The sequence below is a fragment of the Paenibacillus tyrphae genome (genome assembly GCF_027925525.1).
Taxonomy (GTDB): domain Bacteria; phylum Bacillota; class Bacilli; order Paenibacillales; family NBRC-103111; genus Paenibacillus_G; species Paenibacillus_G tyrfis_B.
In genome coordinates, this window is record NZ_BSDJ01000005.1 from 17,633 (window position 1) to 37,652 (window position 20,020).

Here is a 20,020-nt window from a genome sequence, read left to right on the forward strand (position 1 = left end):
AGAGTGCAGCTTGTGCGCGATACCTGCGTTCCGTCTGGCGTGAAACTCAAAGACACCGGCTTTGGATATACGTTGTCCTTAATCGACGGAAAATATAAAATCATTATTATGTATTGGCTGGCTGAAAATAAGGTGATGCGGCATAACGAGCTGAAGCGAAGTATCGGTACCATTTCCTTTAAAACGTTAAGCATCATGTTAAAAGAGCTGGAGGCCGATGGTCTGATCATCCGCAAAGAGTTTCCCCAAGTACCTCCAAAAGTTGAATATTCCTTATCTGAACGCGGGCTTTCTCTCGTTCCCTTGTTAAATATGATGTGCGAGTGGGGAGAGAAAAACATTTTGTCGGCTCAGGAGGGTTAAAGCACAAGAAGTATCTCCGTAATAAGGAAATACTTCTTTTTTTGCTTAATCAAGCTACCACTTACAGGTTGTCTATAAATTTCACATAATCTTGCGCGCTCTTTTCCAATTCGCTCGCAGAGGACTCGATTTCTTCACCGGGCACATTTTCGCCAGACTCGCTTTCCTTACCGTAAAATGCAAAGAACGAACGATAATCTGCTTTACAGTACCGGAAAGACGTTTCAAAAGGAGATAATAAATGGTCAAGCGTATAGCGATATCTACCGGCTTCACTATAATCTTCTTTTCTAATTCCGGCCGATACGGCTAAAGCCGCTTTGCGATTTTTTAATTTGTCGCCTTTCGAACCATAAGCCCAGCCATAAGCGAACACATCGTCAAGCCACTTTTTCAGGAGAGGCGGACAATTGAACCAATAAATGGGAAACTGTAAAACAAGATTGCCATGCGATTCGATGAGCTGCTGTTCTTTTTCCGCATCGATGTTTCCGTCAGGGTATACCTTATGCAATTCGTGGACCGTATACTTTTCGGGATATTTGTTGAGTTCTTCGACCCACCGCTTATTGATGACGGACGTTTCCAGGCTCGGGTGTGTTACGATAACTAGAGTTTTCACAGCTTTGTCCTCCTTGAGTATGATTTACTTCTTGAGTATAAAGTGCTCGCTGCAAATATGTAAGTATGCACTTTTAGTACAGGTACTTACCAAAAGGAGAGTGTCAGACGATAGCAGATTTTGCAGGTGAACCAGTGAAAAGAAAATTTGTTTATATCCAATAATTCTACGGATCTTGCCGGCTAGTACTATATAATGGAACTTAACTAACTTATAATGAAATGGACTGATATAAAGTGAACTACATCGTGATTGATTTAGAGGCTACTTGTTGGGAAAATGACCGAACGAAACAAAACGAAATTATTGAAATTGGTGCCGTTAAAATCAATGAACAACTTGAAATTGTCGATGAATTTCAAACGTTTGTTAAGCCGATATTAAATCCCTGGTTATCTGATTTTTGCAAGAAATTAACTTCCATTACGCAAGAGGATGTTAATCAAGCAGACTATTTCCCGCAAGCCATTCAACAATTTCAAGATTGGATTGGCAAAGAAGATTATTTCTTATGTTCTTGGGGCTTTTACGATAAAAGTCAACTAACAAAGGATTGTGAACTAAATCGATTAGGTACGGAATGGCTTGCTAATCATATCAGCATAAAACATCAACACGGCAAATTGATTGGCAAAGAGCGGGGAGTAGGTATGGCAAGGGCGCTTGACATGCTTAAGCTGCCGCTGGAAGGCACACACCATCGGGGAATTGACGATGCCCGGAATATTGCTAAGATCTTTGTAAGGATTTTTGATAAGCTGGAATTCTGACTTGTTTGTTTCCTAAAGTAAAGCTTATAGGAGCGTGGAGACTTGATGAAATGGAAATTAGATCGTGCAGATGACCTTCATAAAGAATCGCCATATACATTTTATCTTCCGAGTGACTATGTTTTGAACCAACTAAAAGCAGGCGATCTCGTGAAGTTAATTTTTATGGCTGAAGAAACGTTGGATAATGGGTATGAAGGAGAAAGAATGTGGGTTGAAATACTCGAAAGAAAAGTTTCCGATTTCTGCGGCAAGTTGATGAACAAACCACACTATCTTGAATCCCTTCATTATGGAGATTTGATTCATTTCAGTCTAGTACATATATGCGATACTCAGCTGGATGACCCGTATGCAATGGATATGGATTACTATTTAGATAAAAAGGTTACGGTAAGTAATGACGTGCTGTCAAGAAATGAATTTAACTTGATGCTGAGATTTGAACCCTACGACGATAGTGATTTAGGATGGGTCTTCTTCAGTAGTCACAAAGAAGATGGTTTCAATGCTGATTCGGATAATTTTCAATTCATTTCTGTAGGGAAGATGCTGAACATCGATGATTCAATCTTAGCGTTTATAAATGACACTGTGCCTTGTGCATATGAGAGAGATCGTGAAACTGCAAAATTTGTTAGAATCGAGAATTATGATTGGAGTATTCATGAGTAATGAAAACTATGTAATGATATGACGTTTAGATTTTCCAGATCTAAGCGTCTTTTTGCTTTTTGTTGTGATTAAACAAATGGCAGCCAGCTTTCGACAATTTTTTTACAGGATGATGGCTGTTATATGCTAGATATTCTATTTTAATCCTTTTTTTCTAAGTTCACGTATAATCAGGGCTAAGGTGGTGTAAAACCATTTTGGCTTATAATCACCTATAAAGTAAATACAAATTAAATTTGGAGAGTGAACATTAATGAAAATTGGTAAACTGTTGTTGTCGGCTGGTCTGTTAGCTTCCCTGATTGCACCTTTGTCTGCACATAATGCACAAGCAGCTCCTCAAGAAAGTATCAGTACTCCGCAGTCTCAAACTCTTAAAGCTAGCGTCCATAGGGAGTATGTAAAATTAAGTGTGAGTGGAGATAATGGTCCAAGTACTTATAAAATCTATAATGCATTTGTATCTGTATCAGATGGTAGCAGATATATCAAAGTAACATCTAATCACGACAGTGGTTATACTAAAGTCACAGCAGTAAAATCAGGAGGGAAGGCATTAATTCGTGATACGGACAATAATGTAATTTATGAATTTAGGATTGTTGATTAAGCATTTGGGGCAGACAAAAGTCTGTCCCTTCTTAAATGTATATTTTAAGCAATTTATTCCAACAAGCCGCTATGAAATAGTGGCTTTTTTTGATTTTGTTTAATAATTATGAATCAGACCGAACGACTTAAGAATTGTTACTTTTTAAATGGACGGAGCAAGAGAGACGGAGGGAGCATTTTTTATTGAATTGCAGCTTTTTAAATCGTTTGGAAGATAACAGCAGACAGAAGCAATTCGAGAAAATCGTCTTGCAAATGAAAGAGCATATGCAGCATCCCACTTCGACACTTTATATCACCCAAAAAGAAAAGCTCACCGAGGTACGGCAATTTCATCATCGTGCTGATGATTGCAACATTGGAACAGGTAGATGAAATTGCGATTGAAGGGAATTTGTAATTTATCAAAAAAAACGGTGAATTACTGTTCCATCTAGTGGGGGGAGGAGATACAATATACTATGGATAAAAATTTTATCAAAGGAAAAATAAGGAGGGATGTAATTGAGAAACCTACTCAACCTGCTTGTTACATTTCTTGTTTTCTGGTGTGGGAATCATTACTTTAACCAGTATATATCCATATCAGATACCAAAACGTTAATCATCGCAACAGTGCTTATGTTTGTCATCAGTTTCATTTATGGCTTTCTATTGACGATTTCTTTTATTTCAATTGTCGTTGGGATTGGGTGTTTAACAACGCCGTTATTAATCGTGGCTTCACTTGTGTTAACACCGATTAAGTTATGGTTACTCGATCGATATCTCACTGGATTTGAAATTCATGGTTTTTGGACATATGTGATTCTAACTATCGTATTAAGCGTGTTTACGGTAAAAGTAAACGACAAAAAAAGGGATCGAAAGGTGTAGCCTCGATAGATTTAAAAAAATAATAAAGATATAGGTCGATCAAACGCCGCGTAAATCGCGGTTTTTTTATTTTGTCGGAACAAATTTTTGTCAAAACGCTGTATCAAGAACCTAGATCGTTAGCATGGTCTGGAGAGGGCAGGGGGCGGTTAAGTCAGTCCATATACCGTTTCGCTTCATCATGGTCAGTCACGTTACCAAAAAAAGAGAAAAATGTTAACAAGTTCGAAATATATTTGCTGATTTTATATCAAAAAATATGATAATATGTTAAATATATTCAAAAATAATATTTAAATGAAAAAAGGAGGGAAATTATGAAAAAAACGATTCCTGTACTGTCTTCTTTGACTGCTGTGCTACTGCTTTCCGCTCAAGTTGCTTTGGCCCATGAATCACTTCCCGAAGCCTCAAGTCAGGTGCCTGTCAAAAATGCAGAGGTCAAGGTCACCAATCTGCTGAGCCAAAACAAAAACGCAGATGAGAAAAATTCAATTTCTACACTTCAGTCTTTAGCAAGCCTTGCTCCCCCAGCGCTCCAGAAGGGTACTACATTCAACTTCTCGCAGCGCGATTTCGGCGAATCCGTCGTGCAGACGAGCGACGGCGGCTATGTATTCGTAGGCTCTACCACGGTGAATGGAAACGAGGATATCCTGTTTGCCAAGACGGACGCATCCCTGGCGCTTCAATGGGCATATGCCCTGGGCGGGGCCGCAGAAGAAACGGGTGCCGAGGTTAGGCAAACGAGCGACGGTGGGTATATCATCACCGGGACAAGCAATGCAAGCGGTTCTAAAGATATCTACTTGGCGAAAACAGATGCTAACGGAGCGGTACAATGGGCAAAAACATATGGAGGGCCGGGTCAAGAAGAGGCTGCAGCGATGGAAATCGGGCATGACGGCGGCTACGTCATTGTCGGTGCCAAGGGAGACAGCCAGTTTACGACGGATGCTTTCATGCTTAAAGTGGATGCCAACGGTAATGTTCAATGGAGCCGGACATACGGTCAGGAGAATCTGGAAGACCGCTTTTACGGCGTAAGCGTAACACCGGACGGCGGCTATGTAGGCGCCGGATATAAAACCATCAAGCAAACCGTTCCAGGGGGGACGGAACAAGCGATGTACGGGCTGATGGTAAAAGTATCCGGTTCTGGAGGGACGGAATTCGAATCCACCCTGGACAAGTACTCCATGCTAAAAGGTGTTGCCGCAACGAGCAGCGGCTATGTGGCTGCAGGGTCCATCAACAACTTTGGTCAACCGAACAGTTCTCAAGGGTATAACATCTTTGTAACCAAGGTCAGCACTTCGGGTGGCAAGTTGTGGGCGAACCAGTTTCATTCCACGAATGGCGATTTTGCCAATGATGTCAAAGCGGCTAAGGACGGCAATTATATCGTGACCGGGCTGACGAGTCCGCAAGTGGGTAAAGAAGATTTGGTGCTGATGAAAATCAACAACGCAGGAAATGCATTATGGTCGAATATGTACGATTTTGGGAACACTGGCGAAATAGGCAAGCGTGTAGCAACGACCAATGACGGCGGTTATGTGGTTACGGGTTCGTTCCAAAAGGACAGCTCCAACGGCAATTATGACGTCCTTTTGGCGAAATTTACGAGCGATTAAGCATCCGCGAGTAAGTTTTGGAATAAAGGGGCTGTCCCAAACTAACAAGGCCTGACGGCCACCACCATGAATGAAAATGTATTTGGCCTGTGAATCTGTATGTTCCATGTTGGAGCTGCAGGTCATGGGCCAATGCTTTTTTGGTAGGGCAAATATTGTGAGTCCCCATGGTTTTAGCGGAGGATCAAGCAGTAAACAGAGTCCGGCCGGTACAAGTTCTCAGACCAATTCTTCAACGCCGGCACAAAGCAGTACATCGGGTTCCGGGTTTAGCGGAGGCGCTTCAAACAAAACCAATGTGCCGAGCACCCCAAGTACGTCTAATAGCACGGTTACCAAAGATGGCACGACCTACAGTACAGGGAATCAAAAACCGTCGTCCAGTGTTTTTGGAGCCTCGCAGACACCGCCAATTAACGGCTCCAAAACAAATCCAGACACAGGAAGAACGTATTATGGCGGAGGAACCTATTACAATTCTTTGCCGGCAGGCCAAAAACAAAGCAGCAGCATTTGGCCAATGGTAGGAGCTTTTGCAGCGGGAACATTTTTAGGATCGATGCTTCATCCATCGGGGGGATACTATCCTACCGCCGGAGGGGGATATGTTCATCAGCCGTTCTCATTCATGGGTCTAATCTTGGACTTGGCCATTGCAGCTTTGGTTATTTGGCTTGTGGTAGTTATTTTTAGATCTCTGAGAGGAAGAAGAGCATGAAAATTCAATTTGACGAACAAGACATCATCGATTCCGTTTGTGTAGCCATTGCAGCCAGAGTCAATAGAGGGCAAGTTGAAGGTAGTGAGCCACAACATGTAAATGATATTAGTTTATTTTTTGAAGAAACAAAAGGCTTCTCAGCTCGCGGAAGATTGCATTATCAAGAATACTTTTTGAACCAGCAAGAACTTATAGATGCGGTCGCACTTTATTTGTCTGCTTATTATTCGTTCAATGCAGGAAGGCTGCTCATTAATTTATCATGGGACGAAGTCACGAAAAAGTTTAGCGGAGAGATTACGGTAGAACGATAAAATGGAAGGAGTAAGCCGCTATGCGTGAAAACGCGTAGCGGCTTATCTTTTGAGAACGGCAAAAGCACGCGTTTTGTCAATTCTGAGCTTTTTCACTACGCTCATCATGTTGACATGGTTCATTTGAAATATGGTATACTGACAAAGTTAAGGGGGTGCTTTACTGATGGAGAATCTCTTGAGATTGTCTGTGACTACTTTCACTCATGCAAAGCCAATATTGGAGAAGCGTTACTCTGCATGGGGCGAAATGATTTCTAACGCTGAATAATTTTTCTTCAATAGTGGCTTTGCACCTTATTTCCCAAATAAGGAGTGAAGCGAATTGAAATATACGAATGCCAAAAAAATATTACCCGAAATGCTAATTATAGAGATTCAAAAGTATGTCCAGGGAGAGAGTATTTACATTCCTAGGCAGGAGAAGGAACATAAACATTGGGGAAGCTTAAGTGGTGGAAGACAGTGGTTAGATCACCGAAATGCGGCTATTAGACACGCTTTTAAGAATAATAGCAGTATTGAACAGCTTGCTAAGGACTATTTTCTCTCCATTGAAACCATTAAGAAAATTGTTTATTCGAGAAATAAAAGTAGCGAACGGCACTGATGAAGGTTTCTTCATCAGTGTTTTTTTATGTCAAAAACAATTCTAAGTTATGGTTTACATTTTAATTGCCTATTGCGCTCTTTAGAATATGAGTAGACGTAAAAACCGATGCCGTAGGAGTAAAGTGTACCTTTTGAATTCGGTCGAAAAGGGGAATACTGGTCTCATCATTATTCGATTTCGGAGAGAGAAGCAACTGCATGGAAATGATCAATAAAGCGAGGAAACGGTAACTATGAAAGAACAAAAAGGTAGAAGCAGACATCTGATCGATCAGGAGATTATTAGTGCAATTGATTTAATACCGACAAGCGATCTTTCCGATAATACGCTCATGGAATCACGGGAGAATCAAGCAAAAATGTTGCCGCAAATCGATGTAACGCAGCTGTTTCCAGTTACATTCGAAGAAAGGGCGGTGCCAAGTTATTTTGGCGGTCCTGAACTTCGCATAGAAATTATTAAACCCCGCCTACCAAAGTACAATAAGATGCCCTTATATTATTCGATTCACGGTGGGGGAATGGTTTTGGGCAGTCCGGTTGTTGATCGCCAAGGGAATGCGGCACTGGCTGCACAACATGGTTTTTGCTGCGTATCTGTGTACTATCGCCTAGCGCCGGAACATGTTCAGCCAAGTCAGTTGCAGGATTGTTATTCGGGCTTGAAATGGTGCATTGAACATGCCGATGAATTAGCGATAGATACTCAGAAAGTCGCTGTTGCGGGCAGCAGCGCCGGCGCCGGATTAGCGGCGGGTCTAGCCATATACGTTCGCGATCGGAAGGAATTCGACATCCATCATCTAAGACTGCGCAGCCCAATGCTTGATGACCGTACAAGTATTTCACCAGAGCATCCATATGCTGGCGAGTATGTTTGGACAAAAAGAAGCAATTATTTCGGCTGGAAATCGGTATTAGGGCATGAACCCGGTCAAGAGGAGACAAGCGAGTATTACGTGCCTGCGCGTGCAAAATCGCTGGTCGGTTTACCACCCACTTATGTTAGCATTGGCAGCATTGATTTGTTCATAGATGAAGCCTTATTGTTTGCAAAACAACTAGCCTTTGACGGTGTTTTAGTTGAATTACACGTATACCCTGGATATCACCATTTGGCTCCAATGTTTCCGAATGCGCATTTTTCTCAAGAAGGCGCCAAATCAAGTGAATACGCCTTACTGAAAGCTCTGGAGTTATTTTGATTTTACTATTGATTTAGAAGTGCCGTCGGAGCCAAGACATTAGTTGGTAAACGGTAATCCTTTTAAATATGCCCAGCAGCTGAGCGTTCATATAGGGAAGAAGCCTTCCCAGCAAACGCTCAGCAGAGCAACATGATCTCAATTTTCGCGGCTTGCCACATTTTGGATTTGCAAAACGATAAGGTGTATTAGGATGAAATTTTCTCTTCAGCGAATTTTCTTTTTAGTTCTTCTGTATTTAATAATACATCTTCTCGATGTGGATATTTATTATCGATGTGTCTTTCTCCCCATTTGCACAATGAGTCTAAAATATCTGAAAGGGTCAGCCCATACTCTGTTAGGGAGTATTCAACTCTAGGTGGAATATGATTGTAAATTACTCTACGAATGACACCATCGTTTTCGAGTTCCCTCAGTTGTTGTGTGAGCATTTTTTGAGTGATTCCAGGCATCAAGCGCTTGAGTTGCCCAGTTCGTCTTGTTCCCTTAGTCAAATAACATAAAATAACGACCTTCCATTTTCCACCAATTACCTCTAAGGCAGCTTCTACAGGAATATTATATTTCATCATATTGAATTCCTCCCTAAGTTTAATAGGTGGTATCAAATTCCCTGGTGTGAGCATAATACCTTGCTAGCTCTTGAGGATTCCCTCATTCTTTCAAGCATTGATTTCATGTGGTGGGAAATGCGGCAATACGTATTCTCCTAGTTCATGAATGACCTGATCAGCTGGTCGAAGGCTGTCAAATAAAGCAAAAAAGAGATGATTAACACCAATCGTTTTATATAATTTAAGAAGCTCAACCAATTTATTGCGTCCGATTCGAAAACCTAGCCGAATGGGGGTTGCATGTTCATCAGGGTCCTCCGCCAAATCAAGATGCATGGGCATGCTGAAAGGTCGAAATGCTGATTGATTTTGGCGAGAAGCTGATTCTCGCCATGCATTGATAGCATCTAACTGTCTTCGTGGTGCCTGTGGATAATAAATCCATCCGTCACCGTTCATTCCAATCCAATCCAAATCTTGCTGGGCAAATCCGGTTATCATTGTAGGGATTTTTTGCATTAGTTTCGGTACGAGTGTCGCTTGTTCGATATGCCCATAACGTGAATCGATGGAAGGAAATGACTCATAAAGTACCTTTTCGAGATAGGATAACGCTTCTCGGAACTGATCGCCTCGACTCGGATGGTCGATTCCAAGTCCTTTGAAATCAGCCCGCCGGTCACCTGAAGAAACACCCATGATCAGCCTTTCGGGAAAAAGTGCTTCGATGGTGGCAACTTCTTTCGACAGCCTTAGTGGATGGCGAAGGGGGAGTACCAACGCAGATGTTCCAAGAGCAATTTGTTTCGTCTGGCTAAGCAAATGTGTCCCGTAAATCAAGATATCATAAATTTGACCGACAGCAGGATCCCCGAAATTGGGGTCCTCCAATATCACATCTCTGAGCCACAGCGTTGTAAATCCGTATGTCTCAGCAGCTTGCGCTAACTCAATTTGGCGAGCCATCGTCGGCTTTTCCATTTTATAGTTTTCTAGTGGTATATGAAGACCAAGTGTTAATTCGCCTTCTCTGAAGGTTCTTTGGTAAGTTTGATGATGCTCAAACATGTGAACTCCCCCCATTATTTTTTTCCAGGTTGGCAGAAATGCCTGTGAGTAGGATTGCCAGGATAACCATTAACGCTCTAATTCAAGGAGTATGCTCCAGCCCCATGGGCCAATGACAGCCCCGCCGATTACCGAACCCACTGCAATACCGATGTTGAATGCTGCAATATTAAGCGCTGAAGCAACGTCTATAGCTGAAGGTACGTATTTTTCGCCAAGTTGGACAATATATAACTGCAGGCCCGGTACGTTTATGAAGACAAGCAGACCCATTAAGATAACACCAACGACTCCTACAAGACCCACAGGAACAAACTCAGTTGTTCCAATGCCGAATGCGCTTATAGCAAGGGCAAGAAGCCCGTAGGTACCTGACTTTGGCGCTGATTTTGCAATGTTTTGATTCATGATTCCTCCTGAAGTTCATTTTATTCTGAATTGAAGTAAGGTTAAATCTCCTTTACTTCATGAATGTTAGTATAAAACCGTTGAATTGATTTGATAAGTACGTACTTTTAAGGTATATAGGTACTAAAAAGTGCCTAATACGCATAAATGTCCACATTAGAACTCAAGGCAAAAGGCACTTTTTAAGTACCCATAGTACAAAAAAGTACGTACTTTTATTTCGAATTGTCCTATAACATAATATATTTGCCAGCGAGGTTCAGGCAGTTAAATTAGTTAAGGAGGAATTTTCAATGATAAAGAATTTGCAGGATACGGTGACTCTACACAATGGTATAAAAATGCCGGGATTTGGTCTCGGAGTATTTAAAGTAGAAGAGGGTCCAGAGTTGGTAAAAGCCGTTAAAGTAGCCATCAAGCATGGTTACCGTAGTATCGATACAGCAGCGATTTATGGGAATGAAGAAGGAGTAGGTCAAGGCATCCGTGAAGGACTACAAGAAGCAGGTATCTCAAGAGAAGAGGTATTTGACACATCAAAAGTATTGATGAATTGAATCAAAATCACCGTGTAGGTCCAGATCCTGACAATTTTGATTTTTGAAAAGCGACAAGAACATACACTCGTAAAGCCGCGTCATTGCGGCTTTTTGTAATTGAGTTGTTTTCCTATAGGCACTTTTTAGTTCCCATATTACTTTAAAGTGCGTACTTTTTTTTCGGTTGAGATGCTTCATAATCAATTTTGTCAGACGATGAAATGGCATTGGTGATTGGTCAGTCATTGATTTCTGACATACAGATTAAAAAAATTTCAGGAGGGTTATATAGATGAGAAATATACTGCAAGGAAAACTAGGTTTTGGTACTGCGCCGCTAGGTAACATGTTCCGTAATATCCCAGAAGAGGAAGCCATAGCAACTGTAGATGCTGCTTGGGAGAGTGGTATTCGCTACTTTGACACAGCCCCATTCTATGGAGCTGGCTTAGCCGAGATTCGCCTTGGTGAAGCACTGTCGAAAAGAAATCGCAATGATTACGTTTTAAGCACGAAAGTAGGTCGAATCATTTCGGATGAATTGGAAGACCCATCTGCACGTGATTTAGGAGAAAAAGGGGGACTTTTCGAATTCGGCCGTAAAAATAAAATCATCCCTGACTATAGCGCGGATGCCGCCCTTCGCTCTATCGAGCAGAGTTTGAAACGTTTAAAAACAGATCGTCTGGACTTTGTTTATATTCATGATATAGCACAGGACTTTTATGGCGATGAGTGGCTTTCCCGATTTGAAACTGCCCGAACTGGGGCATTCCGTGTGCTCACACGTTTACGTGAAGAAGGAGTCATTAAAGGTTGGGGACTCGGAGTAAACCGGGTAGAACCAATTGAACTCATGCTGGACTTAGAAGAAGCGAAGCCCGATGTATCCTTGCTAGCTGGTCGTTACACATTATTAGATCATGAGCGTGCGCTACAACGAGTAATGCCTGCAGCAGTAAAACATAACATGGACATTATCGTTGGTGGTCCATATAGCTCAGGTGTTCTTGCTGGAGGTACCCACTTCGAATATCAAAAAGCGTCACCGGAAATTATTGCAAAAGTTGAGAAAATCAAAAATATTGCAGATCGTCATCAAATCAGCATCAAGGCTGCTGCTTTACAATTTTCACTGGCTAATCCGGCCGTTGCTGCTGTCATTCCCGGTGCTAGTCGACCTGAGCGAATTGCAGAAGACAAAGCTGCATTGAACATAGTGATCCCGGCAGCATTCTGGGAAGAAATGCGCGAACAAAAATTGGTAGCACCTAATGCACCACTACCAATCACTAAATAAGAAGGAGATGAATGAATATGGCACATACAACGACATCTATTAAAATTTCTGCTTCACCCGAACAAGTATGGCAATTAATCGGAGGCTTTGACTCGCTTCCAGACTGGCTGCCTTATATACCTAGCAGTAAAGTAAGTGAAGGCGGACGCGTACGTCATCTGGCTAACCCTGATGGTGATGCGATTGTAGAGCGTTTGGAAGTATTCAATGATAAGGAGCGCTACTACACGTATTCAATTATGAAAGCACCATTTCCGGTTACTGATTATTTATCTACAATCCACGTTAAAGAAGATACCGACGGTAAATCATCGTTGGTTGAGTGGTCCGGCAGTTTCACGCCTGTAGGTGTTAGTGACAAAGAGGCTATGGATCTGTTCCATGGCATCTATAAAGATGGTTTAGAGGCATTACAACAAGCATTTCTAGATTGAAGATTTATGAAGTGAAGCATTTTCATAATTAATGATTGAGAAAAATACTTTAACCATAAAAGAGAGAAAGTCCAAACCTTGGGCTTTCTCTTTTTTTGGATCTTCAAATCTAATAGCCATTACGCTGTTCAGGTTTGGAGATTGTCTGAACGGGAGCGCAATCAAGAAAAAGCATCTCTTCTCTAATAAGAAAAGATGCATTTTTCTATCGGATGCTGTAAGTATGGACAAGATTTTGACCTCATGGAGCGGGCTGATGATCATGGCAAAGGCGACCAAGGCGCTGCATAAGCCGGAATATGCCCAACAATCGCCCGTCATCGACGAGAGTGATTTTTAATAAAGCAGAGAGGTGGTAAAATAGAGGTAACTGACAAAAAGGACTGACTCTCATGCAAGATCTGAAAAGGATGGTACATAAGCTCAACCAAGCGGTAGAGCAAAACAAACATATTATAGGCGCAGCCGTTGGTTGCGGCCTTTTTGCCAAATATGCCGAAACGGGCGGCGCGGACCTTATCCTGGTCCTGAATGCGGGGCGGTTTCGCTTAATGGGGTATAGCTCGACGGCCAGCCTGCTTCCTTTCGGCAACAGTAACGAGATGGTCATGGAGACGGGCATCCAAGAGGTGCTTCGGAATGTAAGCTCCATTCCGTGTATTTTTGGCTTATGCGCCACTGATCCGGGGATTGTGCTGGACGATTATTTGGACGAGATTCGTGATGCAGGATTTTCAGGAATTACCAATTATCCGACGGTCGGACTGATCGACGGGGCGTTTGGCGAAGCGCTTCAGGAAGCGGGGATATCCTTCGATAGGGAAGTCGCCGCGATACATAAAGCCAGCGAGAAGGGCCTGTTTACCATTGCGTTCGTTTTTAATGAAGAACAGGCTGCTCAGATGGCCGCTGCCGGGGCACATATCATTTGCGCACATCTTGGATTTACCAAAGGCGGAAGTTCGGGAGTCAAGCTCGCTATAAGCTTGGAAGAGAGCGTAGCTTTATCCGACAAAATCTTTAAAGCCGCGGAGACGTTCAATCCGGATATTTTCAAGCTGGTGTACGGCGGGCCTGTCAATTCCCCGGAAAATGCGGAGTACATCTACAACCATACGGAAGCGATGGGCTATATCGGCGGGTCCAGCTTCGAAAGAATTCCGACGGAAGCCAGCATCATCCGGGTGACGGAGCTGTTCAAGAAATACCAGGAGGTCAAGTCGGAAAACAAACAGCTCAGACAGCAGCTGGATCTGCACACGGCGATCAAGCAAGCCGACTATGTCCGATACATCACCTCGTATGTGACCATGCACCTGCATGAGCCGATCACGTTCGATCATTTGTCCAAAGAGCTTCATCTGAACCGCAACTATTTGAGCCAGCTCTTCAGAAAGAAAATGGGGGTCAGCTTCTCCGAATGGCTGATTCAGACGCGAGTCAGCACTGCCAAAGATTTGTTGAAAAAAGAACACAGCAGCATTCAAGACATTGCCCGGCAGGTCGGCTATGAGGATGCGTCTTATTTTAGCAGGCTGTTCAAAAAGGAAACCGGCATGACGCCAAGCGAGTGGAAAGAAATCTCCCATAAAAATAACAATACCCCGAGGAATTGATCCTTGGGGTATGGCCGTTTCTTAATTTCTGCGCAAGCTGACAAAACGCTGCGTTTGCTCGCGAATCGCACGTTCGGTAGGCAAACGTTCCATGGAGCTTGCCCCGTAAAATCCGTGAATTTCCGGACATTTTTCCAATACGTAGGCGGCATCCTCCGGCTCGGCAATCGGACCGCCATGACACAGGATGAGAATGTCCGGTCTTACTTGGATAGCCGCAGCCGCAATGGAGCGAATCTCTTCGACACATTGGTCCAATGTCTTCGCAGTTTGAGCCCCGATCGTTCCCGAGGTCGTCAAGCCCAAATGAATGACAAGAATGTCCGCGCCGGCATTCGTCATTTTGACCGCATCCTGCTCGGAAAACACATAAGGCGTCGTCAGCAAATTCTCTTCATGCGCAAGACGAATCATCTCGACTTCTTTATCGTAGCCCATATTCGTTTCTTCCAGATTCATGCGGAAGTTCCCGTCGATCAGCCCGACCGTAGGGAAGTTTTGGACGCCCACGAAGCCTTCGTCTTTGATCTGTTTCAAGAACCGGCTCATGAGCCGCATCGGGTCTGTACCACATACCCCCGCAATAACAGGTTTTTTCTTCACAACCGGCAGCACTTCGCTTGCCATTTCCATTACGATCGAGTTGGCGTCCCCATACGGCATAAGTCCGGCTAAAGAACCGTGTCCGGCCATCCGGAACCTTCCCGAGTTATAAATGACGATCAGATCGATACCGCCGTCTTCTTCGAACTTGGCGCTAATTCCGGTACCTGCGCCGCCGCCGATAATGTAGCCGCCTTGCTTGACCTTTTCCTGCAAAGCTGCCAGTATACGTTGTCTTGTCGAAAGCATAATATCGTCTCCATTTCTCAAGATAAGTATGAGTCCGTACTGACAGTATGGCCGAAAGCACAGCGCGAAACCATAGATTATTGTAATTTCAATTAGTATTATGGTAGGGTCTAACCGAAAAGCTTATCATAATCCTACTTGATGTTACCTAAATCTATTCTTTTGTCCATCCGATTCTGCGATAGTAGAGTAGAGATATGTAAGCGCCGCCAATCACACAAATAATATGATAGAGGAGGCACATCGATGAAGGGGAAAATTGTCATTATCGGTACCCTTGATACGAAGGGAAAAGAAATTATATTTATTAAAAATATCATCGAAGGCACAGGTGTATCCACGATTGTCATGAACACGGGAGTCATCGGCAGCACAAGCTGGGACGCCGACATTTCGAACGAGACGGTCGCTCGTGCAGGAGGGGCGTCGCTTCAGGAGCTGGTTGCGAAGGATGACCGGGGCTATGCGATGGATGTGATGATGAAAGGCGCCGCGGCTCTTGTGGCAGAGCTGTACCGGAACAAGGAAGTTGCCGGTGTGATCAGTTTGGGAGGATCGGCGGGCACGACGATCGGCACATATGCGATGCAAGCGCTCCCGGTTGGCGTACCGAAGCTCATGGTATCCACCGTTGCGTCCGGTAATACGAGACCCTATGTTGGGGAAAAAGATATTACGATGATGTATTCGGTCGTCGATATTTCGGGCATTAACCGGTTGTCCGCCAACATTCTTGCCAACGCCGCTTATGCCATTGCCGGAATGGCGAAGGGTGTTCCGCCGCAATTGGAAAATAAACCATTGATCGCGGCGACCATGTTCGGGGTGACCACGCCTTGCGTAAATAAAGCAAGAGAATACCTGGAGCAGCAAGGGTATGAAGTGCTGGTTTTCCATGCAACGGGCAGCGGCGGCATGGCGATGGAGGCGTTGATTGAAAGCGGCTTTATCGAAGGGGTGCTGGATGTCACCACAACGGAATGGTGCGACGAGCTGGCGGGAGGCGTGCTTTCGGCGGGACCGAGTCGTTTGGAGGCGGCGGCGAAGGCAGGCATTCCGCAGGTCGTATCGACCGGCGCCTTGGATATGGTGAATTTCGGAGCGATGGATACGGTTCCGGAGAAGTATGCAGGCCGAAATCTATACAAGCATAATGCGACCATTACGTTAATGAGAACAAATGTGGAAGAAAACCGGCAATTGGGCCAAATCATCGCCTCCAAGCTGAACCGCTCGACCGGCCCTTGCTCGTTATTCCTGCCTCTAAAAGGAGTTTCACTGATCGATAACGAGGGTCAGCCCTTTTATGGACCGGAAGAGGACGCAGCGTTGTTTGACGCCCTCAGAACGAATCTTGACCAAGAACGTGTCGAATTGGTTGAGCTGGAGCATAACGTCAATGACGAAGCCTTTGCTCTGGCCATGGCGAAGAAACTAATCGAATTGATGAAAAAATAAATCGGATAAGCGAAAATGATCAGAAGCGGCGTTTTCCAGAGGCTCTCGGCCCGGGAAAGGCCGCTTTTTATATTGCGGTCGACCCTAGACTTACGTTCGGGTTGCAAGACATAGTTTCTTAGGACATGGCGCATGGGCATGGTATGAATTCTTACTTCGCTGGCATCGTTATCCAAAAATTCCTTGAAAGTATGGACGGAAATGGATATTGCATGTATAATCATTTACTGATAATGATTATCAGTATCATGGTGCACGAGGCAAAAACCTCTTCATTCCAGCAAAGATAAGGATGGTTCTCATGAGCGTACATACGGAGGCTGCGCCCCAATCCACGCCGAAGCTGCGGTCCCGGCCGGTAACGGCAACGATTGTTTTGTTTGCGGGACTTGCTGTTTTGTTAGTGGGGCTGGCCTTGTCGGTTTCCGTCGGTGCGGCGGATATTCAGCTTTCCACCGTATGGGAAGCCGTGTTTCGGTTTAATCCCGACATTACCCAGCATCAGATCATTCAGGAGCTGCGCCTTCCGCGGGCGCTTGCCGGGGCGCTGGTCGGCGCCTGCTTCGCCGTGGCTGGAGCGATTATGCAGGGGATGACCCGCAATCCGCTTGCCGACTCGGGGCTGCTCGGCCTGAATGCGGGGGCAGGGTTCGTGCTTGCTCTCTGCTTCGCCTTTTTGCCGGGGCTGCCGTTCATGAAGTTGATTCTGTACTCGTTCCTCGGCGCTGCGGTCGGGGCGTTTATGGTGTACGGGGTCGGCTCCATGTCCAAAAACGGTCTGACGCCGGTCCGGCTTGCTCTGGCTGGCGCTGCCGTCAACGCCCTTCTTGTTGCGGTCAGCGAGGGCGTGGCGATTTATTTCAACATCGGACAAGATCTCGCTTTCTGGTATGCGGGCGGGGTAGCCGGGACGAAGTGGGTCCAGCTCAAAATCATGACTCCATGGGTCATTGCCGCCTTGATCGCCGCGTTGTTACTTTCCCGGTCCATAACGCTGCTGAGTCTTGGCGACGAAGTGGCGACGGGGTTGGGCCAGCGTACGGGCTGGGTGAAGCTCGCTTGCGCTATTGTCGTGCTGGTGCTTGCAGGCACGGCCGTTTCTGCGGTCGGCGCGGTCGGCTTCGTCGGGCTCGTCATTCCGCATATTGCCCGGTCGCTGGTCGGCGTCGATTACCGCTGGATTATTCCATGCTCGGCGGTGCTCGGCAGCTTGCTTATGGTCATTGCCGACATCGGGGCGAGAATGATCAATCCGCCGTATGAGACGCCGATCGGCACATTGATCGCCTTGATCGGGGTTCCGTTCTTCCTTTACTTGGCACGCAAGCAGAGGAGGGAGCTGTAGATGGAAGCAGTGAAGATGGGAGCGACGGAACGCCGCAAGAAAATTCAGGCCGTCACGGTTTTATCCATTTTGGGCGTGTTGATTGTGCTTGCTTTTCTCGTCAGCATGAACACCGGATACACCCGACTGTCACCGCTCGATGTTATCCGAACGCTGTTCGGTGGGGGTACGGCGAAGCAGGAGCTCATTTTGTTCGATTTCCGGCTGCCCCGCATCGTTATCTCGGTGCTGATCGGTGCGGGCCTGGCCGTATCGGGGTGCATTTTGCAGGGGCTTTCCCGCAATGCGCTGGCCGATCCGGGCATTCTGGGGATCAATGCCGGCGCAGGCTTGATGGTCGTGCTCTTTATCTCGTTTTTCCCGTCGAAGACGGCGGCGCCGGTTTTATTACTGCCGATTCTCGCTTTCGTCGGGGCGGGGGTCACAGCGGCCATCATCTACGGGCTGGCTTACAAGAAGCACGAAGGCTTGTCGCCAACTAGTATGGTTCTTACCGGGATTGCCGTCGCAGCTGGTATTAGTGCCTTAATGGTGGTGTTGACGCTGCGGTTGAACCCGCAAAATTACCAGTTCGTCGCCGTCTGGCTAGCGGGAAGCATCTGGGGTTCGAACTGGAAGTTTGTCGTCTCTCTGCTGCCGTGGCTGATCGTGCTGCTGCCTTATGTGTTTTACAAAGCCAGAGTGCTGAATGTAATCAATCTCGGGGAACAGATGGCGACCGGCTTGGGCGCGCCCGTTGAGAAGGAACGGCTCGGTCTGCTTGCCGCTTCCGTCGGGATTGCCGGCGCTTGTGTCGCGGTAGGGGGAGGCATCGGCTTTGTAGGTTTGATCGGTCCGCATCTGGCCCGGCGTCTGATCGGTCCGAAGCACGAAATGCTGCTCCCGGCCTCGGCCTTGGTCGGCGGCCTGCTGATGATCGTCGCCGATACGATTGCACGAGTCGTTATCCAGCCTGCGGAAATTCCTACCGGAATTGTTGTTGCGATCATCGGCGCGCCGTATTTTCTTTATTTGCTTGCAAGAGCGAGATAAATCAAGAGTACTCGATTAGTGGTTCGGAGGGGAGTTTTTAAAGTGAGAAAATCAAAGTTTGCCTTCATTTCCGTATTTTTACTGATCCTGGTAATCGCAGGCTGCGGGGCCAATTCAACCGATTCCAAGCAGGGCGCTTCTGCCGACAGCTCCGGCACGAAGACGGCGTCAGAGCGCGTCTACAAGCACGCGATGGGCGAGGCGAAAATCCCTGCTAAGCCGGAAAAGGTCGTCACGCTCCAATATGTCAGCCAGCTTCTGTCCATTGGCGTCAAGCCTCTCGGAGGCCCGTCTAATCTTCTTAAGGATCTCGGAGAGAAATCGGGAGGGATTGAAAATATCGGCGAAGCCGGGAGATACAATTACGAAAAAATATTGGAGCTCCAGCCGGAGCTGATCATCGCCGGGGATGTCGACCAAGAGACATATGATAAATTGTCCAAAATTGCTCCGACGGTCGTCGTTCCTTGGGACAAATATGACGTGTTCGGTCATGTCAAAGTCATGGGCGACATCATGAACCGCCAGAGCGAAGCCGAAGCTTGGAGCACGGCGTTTCGGGCCAAATTCCAAGCGGTGCGGGAGCAGATTCAGAGCGTCATCGAACCGGGAAAAACGGCGGCCATCTATAACATTCGCCCGAAAGAAATCTATGTGTACGGCGTACGGAATTTCGGCTTTACCATCTACAAAGCACTGGAGCTGACGCCTCCGCCACTGGTGAAGAAGGAAATCGAGAAGGACCCGAATTTCTGGGCGGTTCCGGTGTCTCTGGAGCTGCTGCCGGAGTACGCCTCCGATTATTTGTTCGTGTCGGTATTCGGCGATGACGATTCCAAGAAGCGGCTGGATGAAATTTCGAAAACCGCGCTATGGGCGAACCTGCCTGCCGTCAAAAACAATCGGGTATACATGCTGAATCTCGATACATGGTTCGGCTACACACCGCATGATATCGAGAAGCAGCTGCAGGAGATTGTGACGATGCTCAAAAAGTCTTAAGT

Annotated in this window: 21 protein-coding genes and 1 pseudogene; 17 read left to right on the plus strand and 5 right to left on the minus strand. The window is 45.7% G+C overall.

Annotated features, from left to right (window positions below):
• Positions 1-12: 12 nt before the first annotated feature.
• Entirely contained in the window at positions 13-363 is a 351-nt protein-coding gene (locus QMG93_RS07290; RefSeq protein WP_281934946.1) for a winged helix-turn-helix transcriptional regulator, read from the plus strand.
• Between the two features lie 61 nt (positions 364-424).
• On the opposite strand, the gene QMG93_RS07295 is transcribed toward QMG93_RS07290, so the two are convergent.
• A complete protein-coding gene (locus tag QMG93_RS07295; RefSeq protein WP_281934948.1) occupies positions 425-985 on the minus strand; it encodes an NAD(P)H-dependent oxidoreductase in 561 nt (186 codons plus the stop codon).
• A gap of 236 nt (positions 986-1,221) precedes the next feature.
• Between QMG93_RS07295 and QMG93_RS07300 the strand changes: the two genes are divergently transcribed.
• From QMG93_RS07300 to QMG93_RS07330, 8 genes are all read left to right on the plus strand, one after another.
• Complete coding sequence (locus QMG93_RS07300; RefSeq protein WP_127460867.1) at positions 1,222-1,755, plus strand: 3'-5' exonuclease; 534 nt, start codon at positions 1,222-1,224, stop codon at positions 1,753-1,755.
• Positions 1,756-1,800: 45 nt separating this feature from the next.
• Entirely contained in the window at positions 1,801-2,430 is a 630-nt protein-coding gene (locus tag QMG93_RS07305; protein WP_281935452.1) for a DUF2185 domain-containing protein, read from the plus strand.
• A 253-nt stretch (positions 2,431-2,683) separates the two neighbouring features.
• Entirely contained in the window at positions 2,684-3,040 is a 357-nt protein-coding gene (locus QMG93_RS07310; protein ID WP_281934953.1) for a hypothetical protein, read from the plus strand.
• A gap of 506 nt (positions 3,041-3,546) precedes the next feature.
• On the plus strand, positions 3,547-3,918 hold the full coding sequence (locus QMG93_RS35355) for a phage holin family protein (RefSeq protein WP_010499355.1): 372 nt from the start codon (positions 3,547-3,549) through the stop codon (positions 3,916-3,918).
• A 317-nt stretch (positions 3,919-4,235) separates the two neighbouring features.
• Entirely contained in the window at positions 4,236-5,555 is a 1,320-nt protein-coding gene (locus tag QMG93_RS07315; protein ID WP_281934955.1) for a hypothetical protein, read from the plus strand.
• A gap of 714 nt (positions 5,556-6,269) precedes the next feature.
• On the plus strand, positions 6,270-6,590 hold the full coding sequence (locus QMG93_RS07320; protein WP_063180354.1) for a DUF2653 family protein: 321 nt from the start codon (positions 6,270-6,272) through the stop codon (positions 6,588-6,590).
• Between the two features lie 325 nt (positions 6,591-6,915).
• Positions 6,916-7,200: a CD3324 family protein gene (locus QMG93_RS07325; protein ID WP_063180356.1), complete on the plus strand. Its 285-nt coding sequence runs from the start codon at positions 6,916-6,918 to the stop codon at positions 7,198-7,200.
• A gap of 235 nt (positions 7,201-7,435) precedes the next feature.
• On the plus strand, positions 7,436-8,407 hold the full coding sequence (locus QMG93_RS07330; RefSeq protein ID WP_281934961.1) for an alpha/beta hydrolase fold domain-containing protein: 972 nt from the start codon (positions 7,436-7,438) through the stop codon (positions 8,405-8,407).
• A gap of 188 nt (positions 8,408-8,595) precedes the next feature.
• On the opposite strand, the gene QMG93_RS07335 is transcribed toward QMG93_RS07330, so the two are convergent.
• The 3 genes from QMG93_RS07335 to QMG93_RS07345 all read right to left on the minus strand — a co-directional run bounded on the left by QMG93_RS07335 (position 8,596) and on the right by QMG93_RS07345 (position 10,440).
• On the minus strand, positions 8,596-8,982 hold the full coding sequence (locus tag QMG93_RS07335) for a winged helix-turn-helix transcriptional regulator (RefSeq protein WP_281934963.1): 387 nt from the start codon (positions 8,980-8,982) through the stop codon (positions 8,596-8,598).
• A gap of 90 nt (positions 8,983-9,072) precedes the next feature.
• Complete coding sequence (locus QMG93_RS07340) at positions 9,073-10,047, minus strand: TIGR03571 family LLM class oxidoreductase (protein WP_281934965.1); 975 nt, start codon at positions 10,045-10,047, stop codon at positions 9,073-9,075.
• 54 nt (positions 10,048-10,101) lie between these two features.
• On the minus strand, positions 10,102-10,440 hold the full coding sequence (locus QMG93_RS07345; RefSeq protein ID WP_281934967.1) for a hypothetical protein: 339 nt from the start codon (positions 10,438-10,440) through the stop codon (positions 10,102-10,104).
• Between the two features lie 296 nt (positions 10,441-10,736).
• On the opposite strand from QMG93_RS07345, the pseudogene QMG93_RS07350 reads away from it, so the two are divergent.
• From QMG93_RS07350 to QMG93_RS07365, 4 genes and pseudogenes are all read left to right on the plus strand, one after another.
• Positions 10,737-10,985 (plus strand): annotated as a pseudogene (locus tag QMG93_RS07350) (aldo/keto reductase); the annotation flags it as partial.
• A 286-nt stretch (positions 10,986-11,271) separates the two neighbouring features.
• Positions 11,272-12,279 carry an aldo/keto reductase gene (locus QMG93_RS07355; RefSeq protein WP_281934969.1) on the plus strand — a complete coding sequence of 336 codons (1,008 nt, stop codon included), beginning with the start codon at positions 11,272-11,274 and terminating at the stop codon, positions 12,277-12,279.
• An 11-nt stretch (positions 12,280-12,290) separates the two neighbouring features.
• A complete protein-coding gene (locus QMG93_RS07360; protein WP_281934972.1) occupies positions 12,291-12,713 on the plus strand; it encodes an SRPBCC family protein in 423 nt (140 codons plus the stop codon).
• A gap of 392 nt (positions 12,714-13,105) precedes the next feature.
• On the plus strand, positions 13,106-14,329 hold the full coding sequence (locus tag QMG93_RS07365) for a phosphoenolpyruvate hydrolase family protein (RefSeq protein WP_281934974.1): 1,224 nt from the start codon (positions 13,106-13,108) through the stop codon (positions 14,327-14,329).
• 21 nt (positions 14,330-14,350) lie between these two features.
• On the opposite strand, the gene QMG93_RS07370 is transcribed toward QMG93_RS07365, so the two are convergent.
• Positions 14,351-15,181, minus strand: coding sequence for a phosphoenolpyruvate hydrolase family protein (locus tag QMG93_RS07370; protein ID WP_281934976.1), 831 nt, complete (start codon positions 15,179-15,181; stop codon positions 14,351-14,353).
• Positions 15,182-15,427: 246 nt separating this feature from the next.
• Here QMG93_RS07370 and QMG93_RS07375 point away from each other — a divergent pair, with 246 nt between their 5' ends.
• The 4 genes from QMG93_RS07375 (at position 15,428) to QMG93_RS07390 (ending at position 20,018) form a co-directional block, all read left to right on the plus strand.
• Positions 15,428-16,639, plus strand: a complete 1,212-nt coding sequence (locus tag QMG93_RS07375; RefSeq protein ID WP_281934978.1) for a Tm-1-like ATP-binding domain-containing protein — start codon at positions 15,428-15,430, stop codon at positions 16,637-16,639.
• A 301-nt stretch (positions 16,640-16,940) separates the two neighbouring features.
• Positions 16,941-17,984 carry a FecCD family ABC transporter permease gene (locus QMG93_RS07380; protein ID WP_281934980.1) on the plus strand — a complete coding sequence of 348 codons (1,044 nt, stop codon included), beginning with the start codon at positions 16,941-16,943 and terminating at the stop codon, positions 17,982-17,984.
• Positions 17,985-19,016, plus strand: coding sequence for a FecCD family ABC transporter permease (locus QMG93_RS07385; RefSeq protein WP_281934981.1), 1,032 nt, complete (start codon positions 17,985-17,987; stop codon positions 19,014-19,016). It abuts the gene before it with no gap.
• A 42-nt stretch (positions 19,017-19,058) separates the two neighbouring features.
• Positions 19,059-20,018 carry an ABC transporter substrate-binding protein gene (locus QMG93_RS07390; protein ID WP_281934983.1) on the plus strand — a complete coding sequence of 320 codons (960 nt, stop codon included), beginning with the start codon at positions 19,059-19,061 and terminating at the stop codon, positions 20,016-20,018.
• The last annotated feature ends 2 nt before the right edge of the window (positions 20,019-20,020 follow it).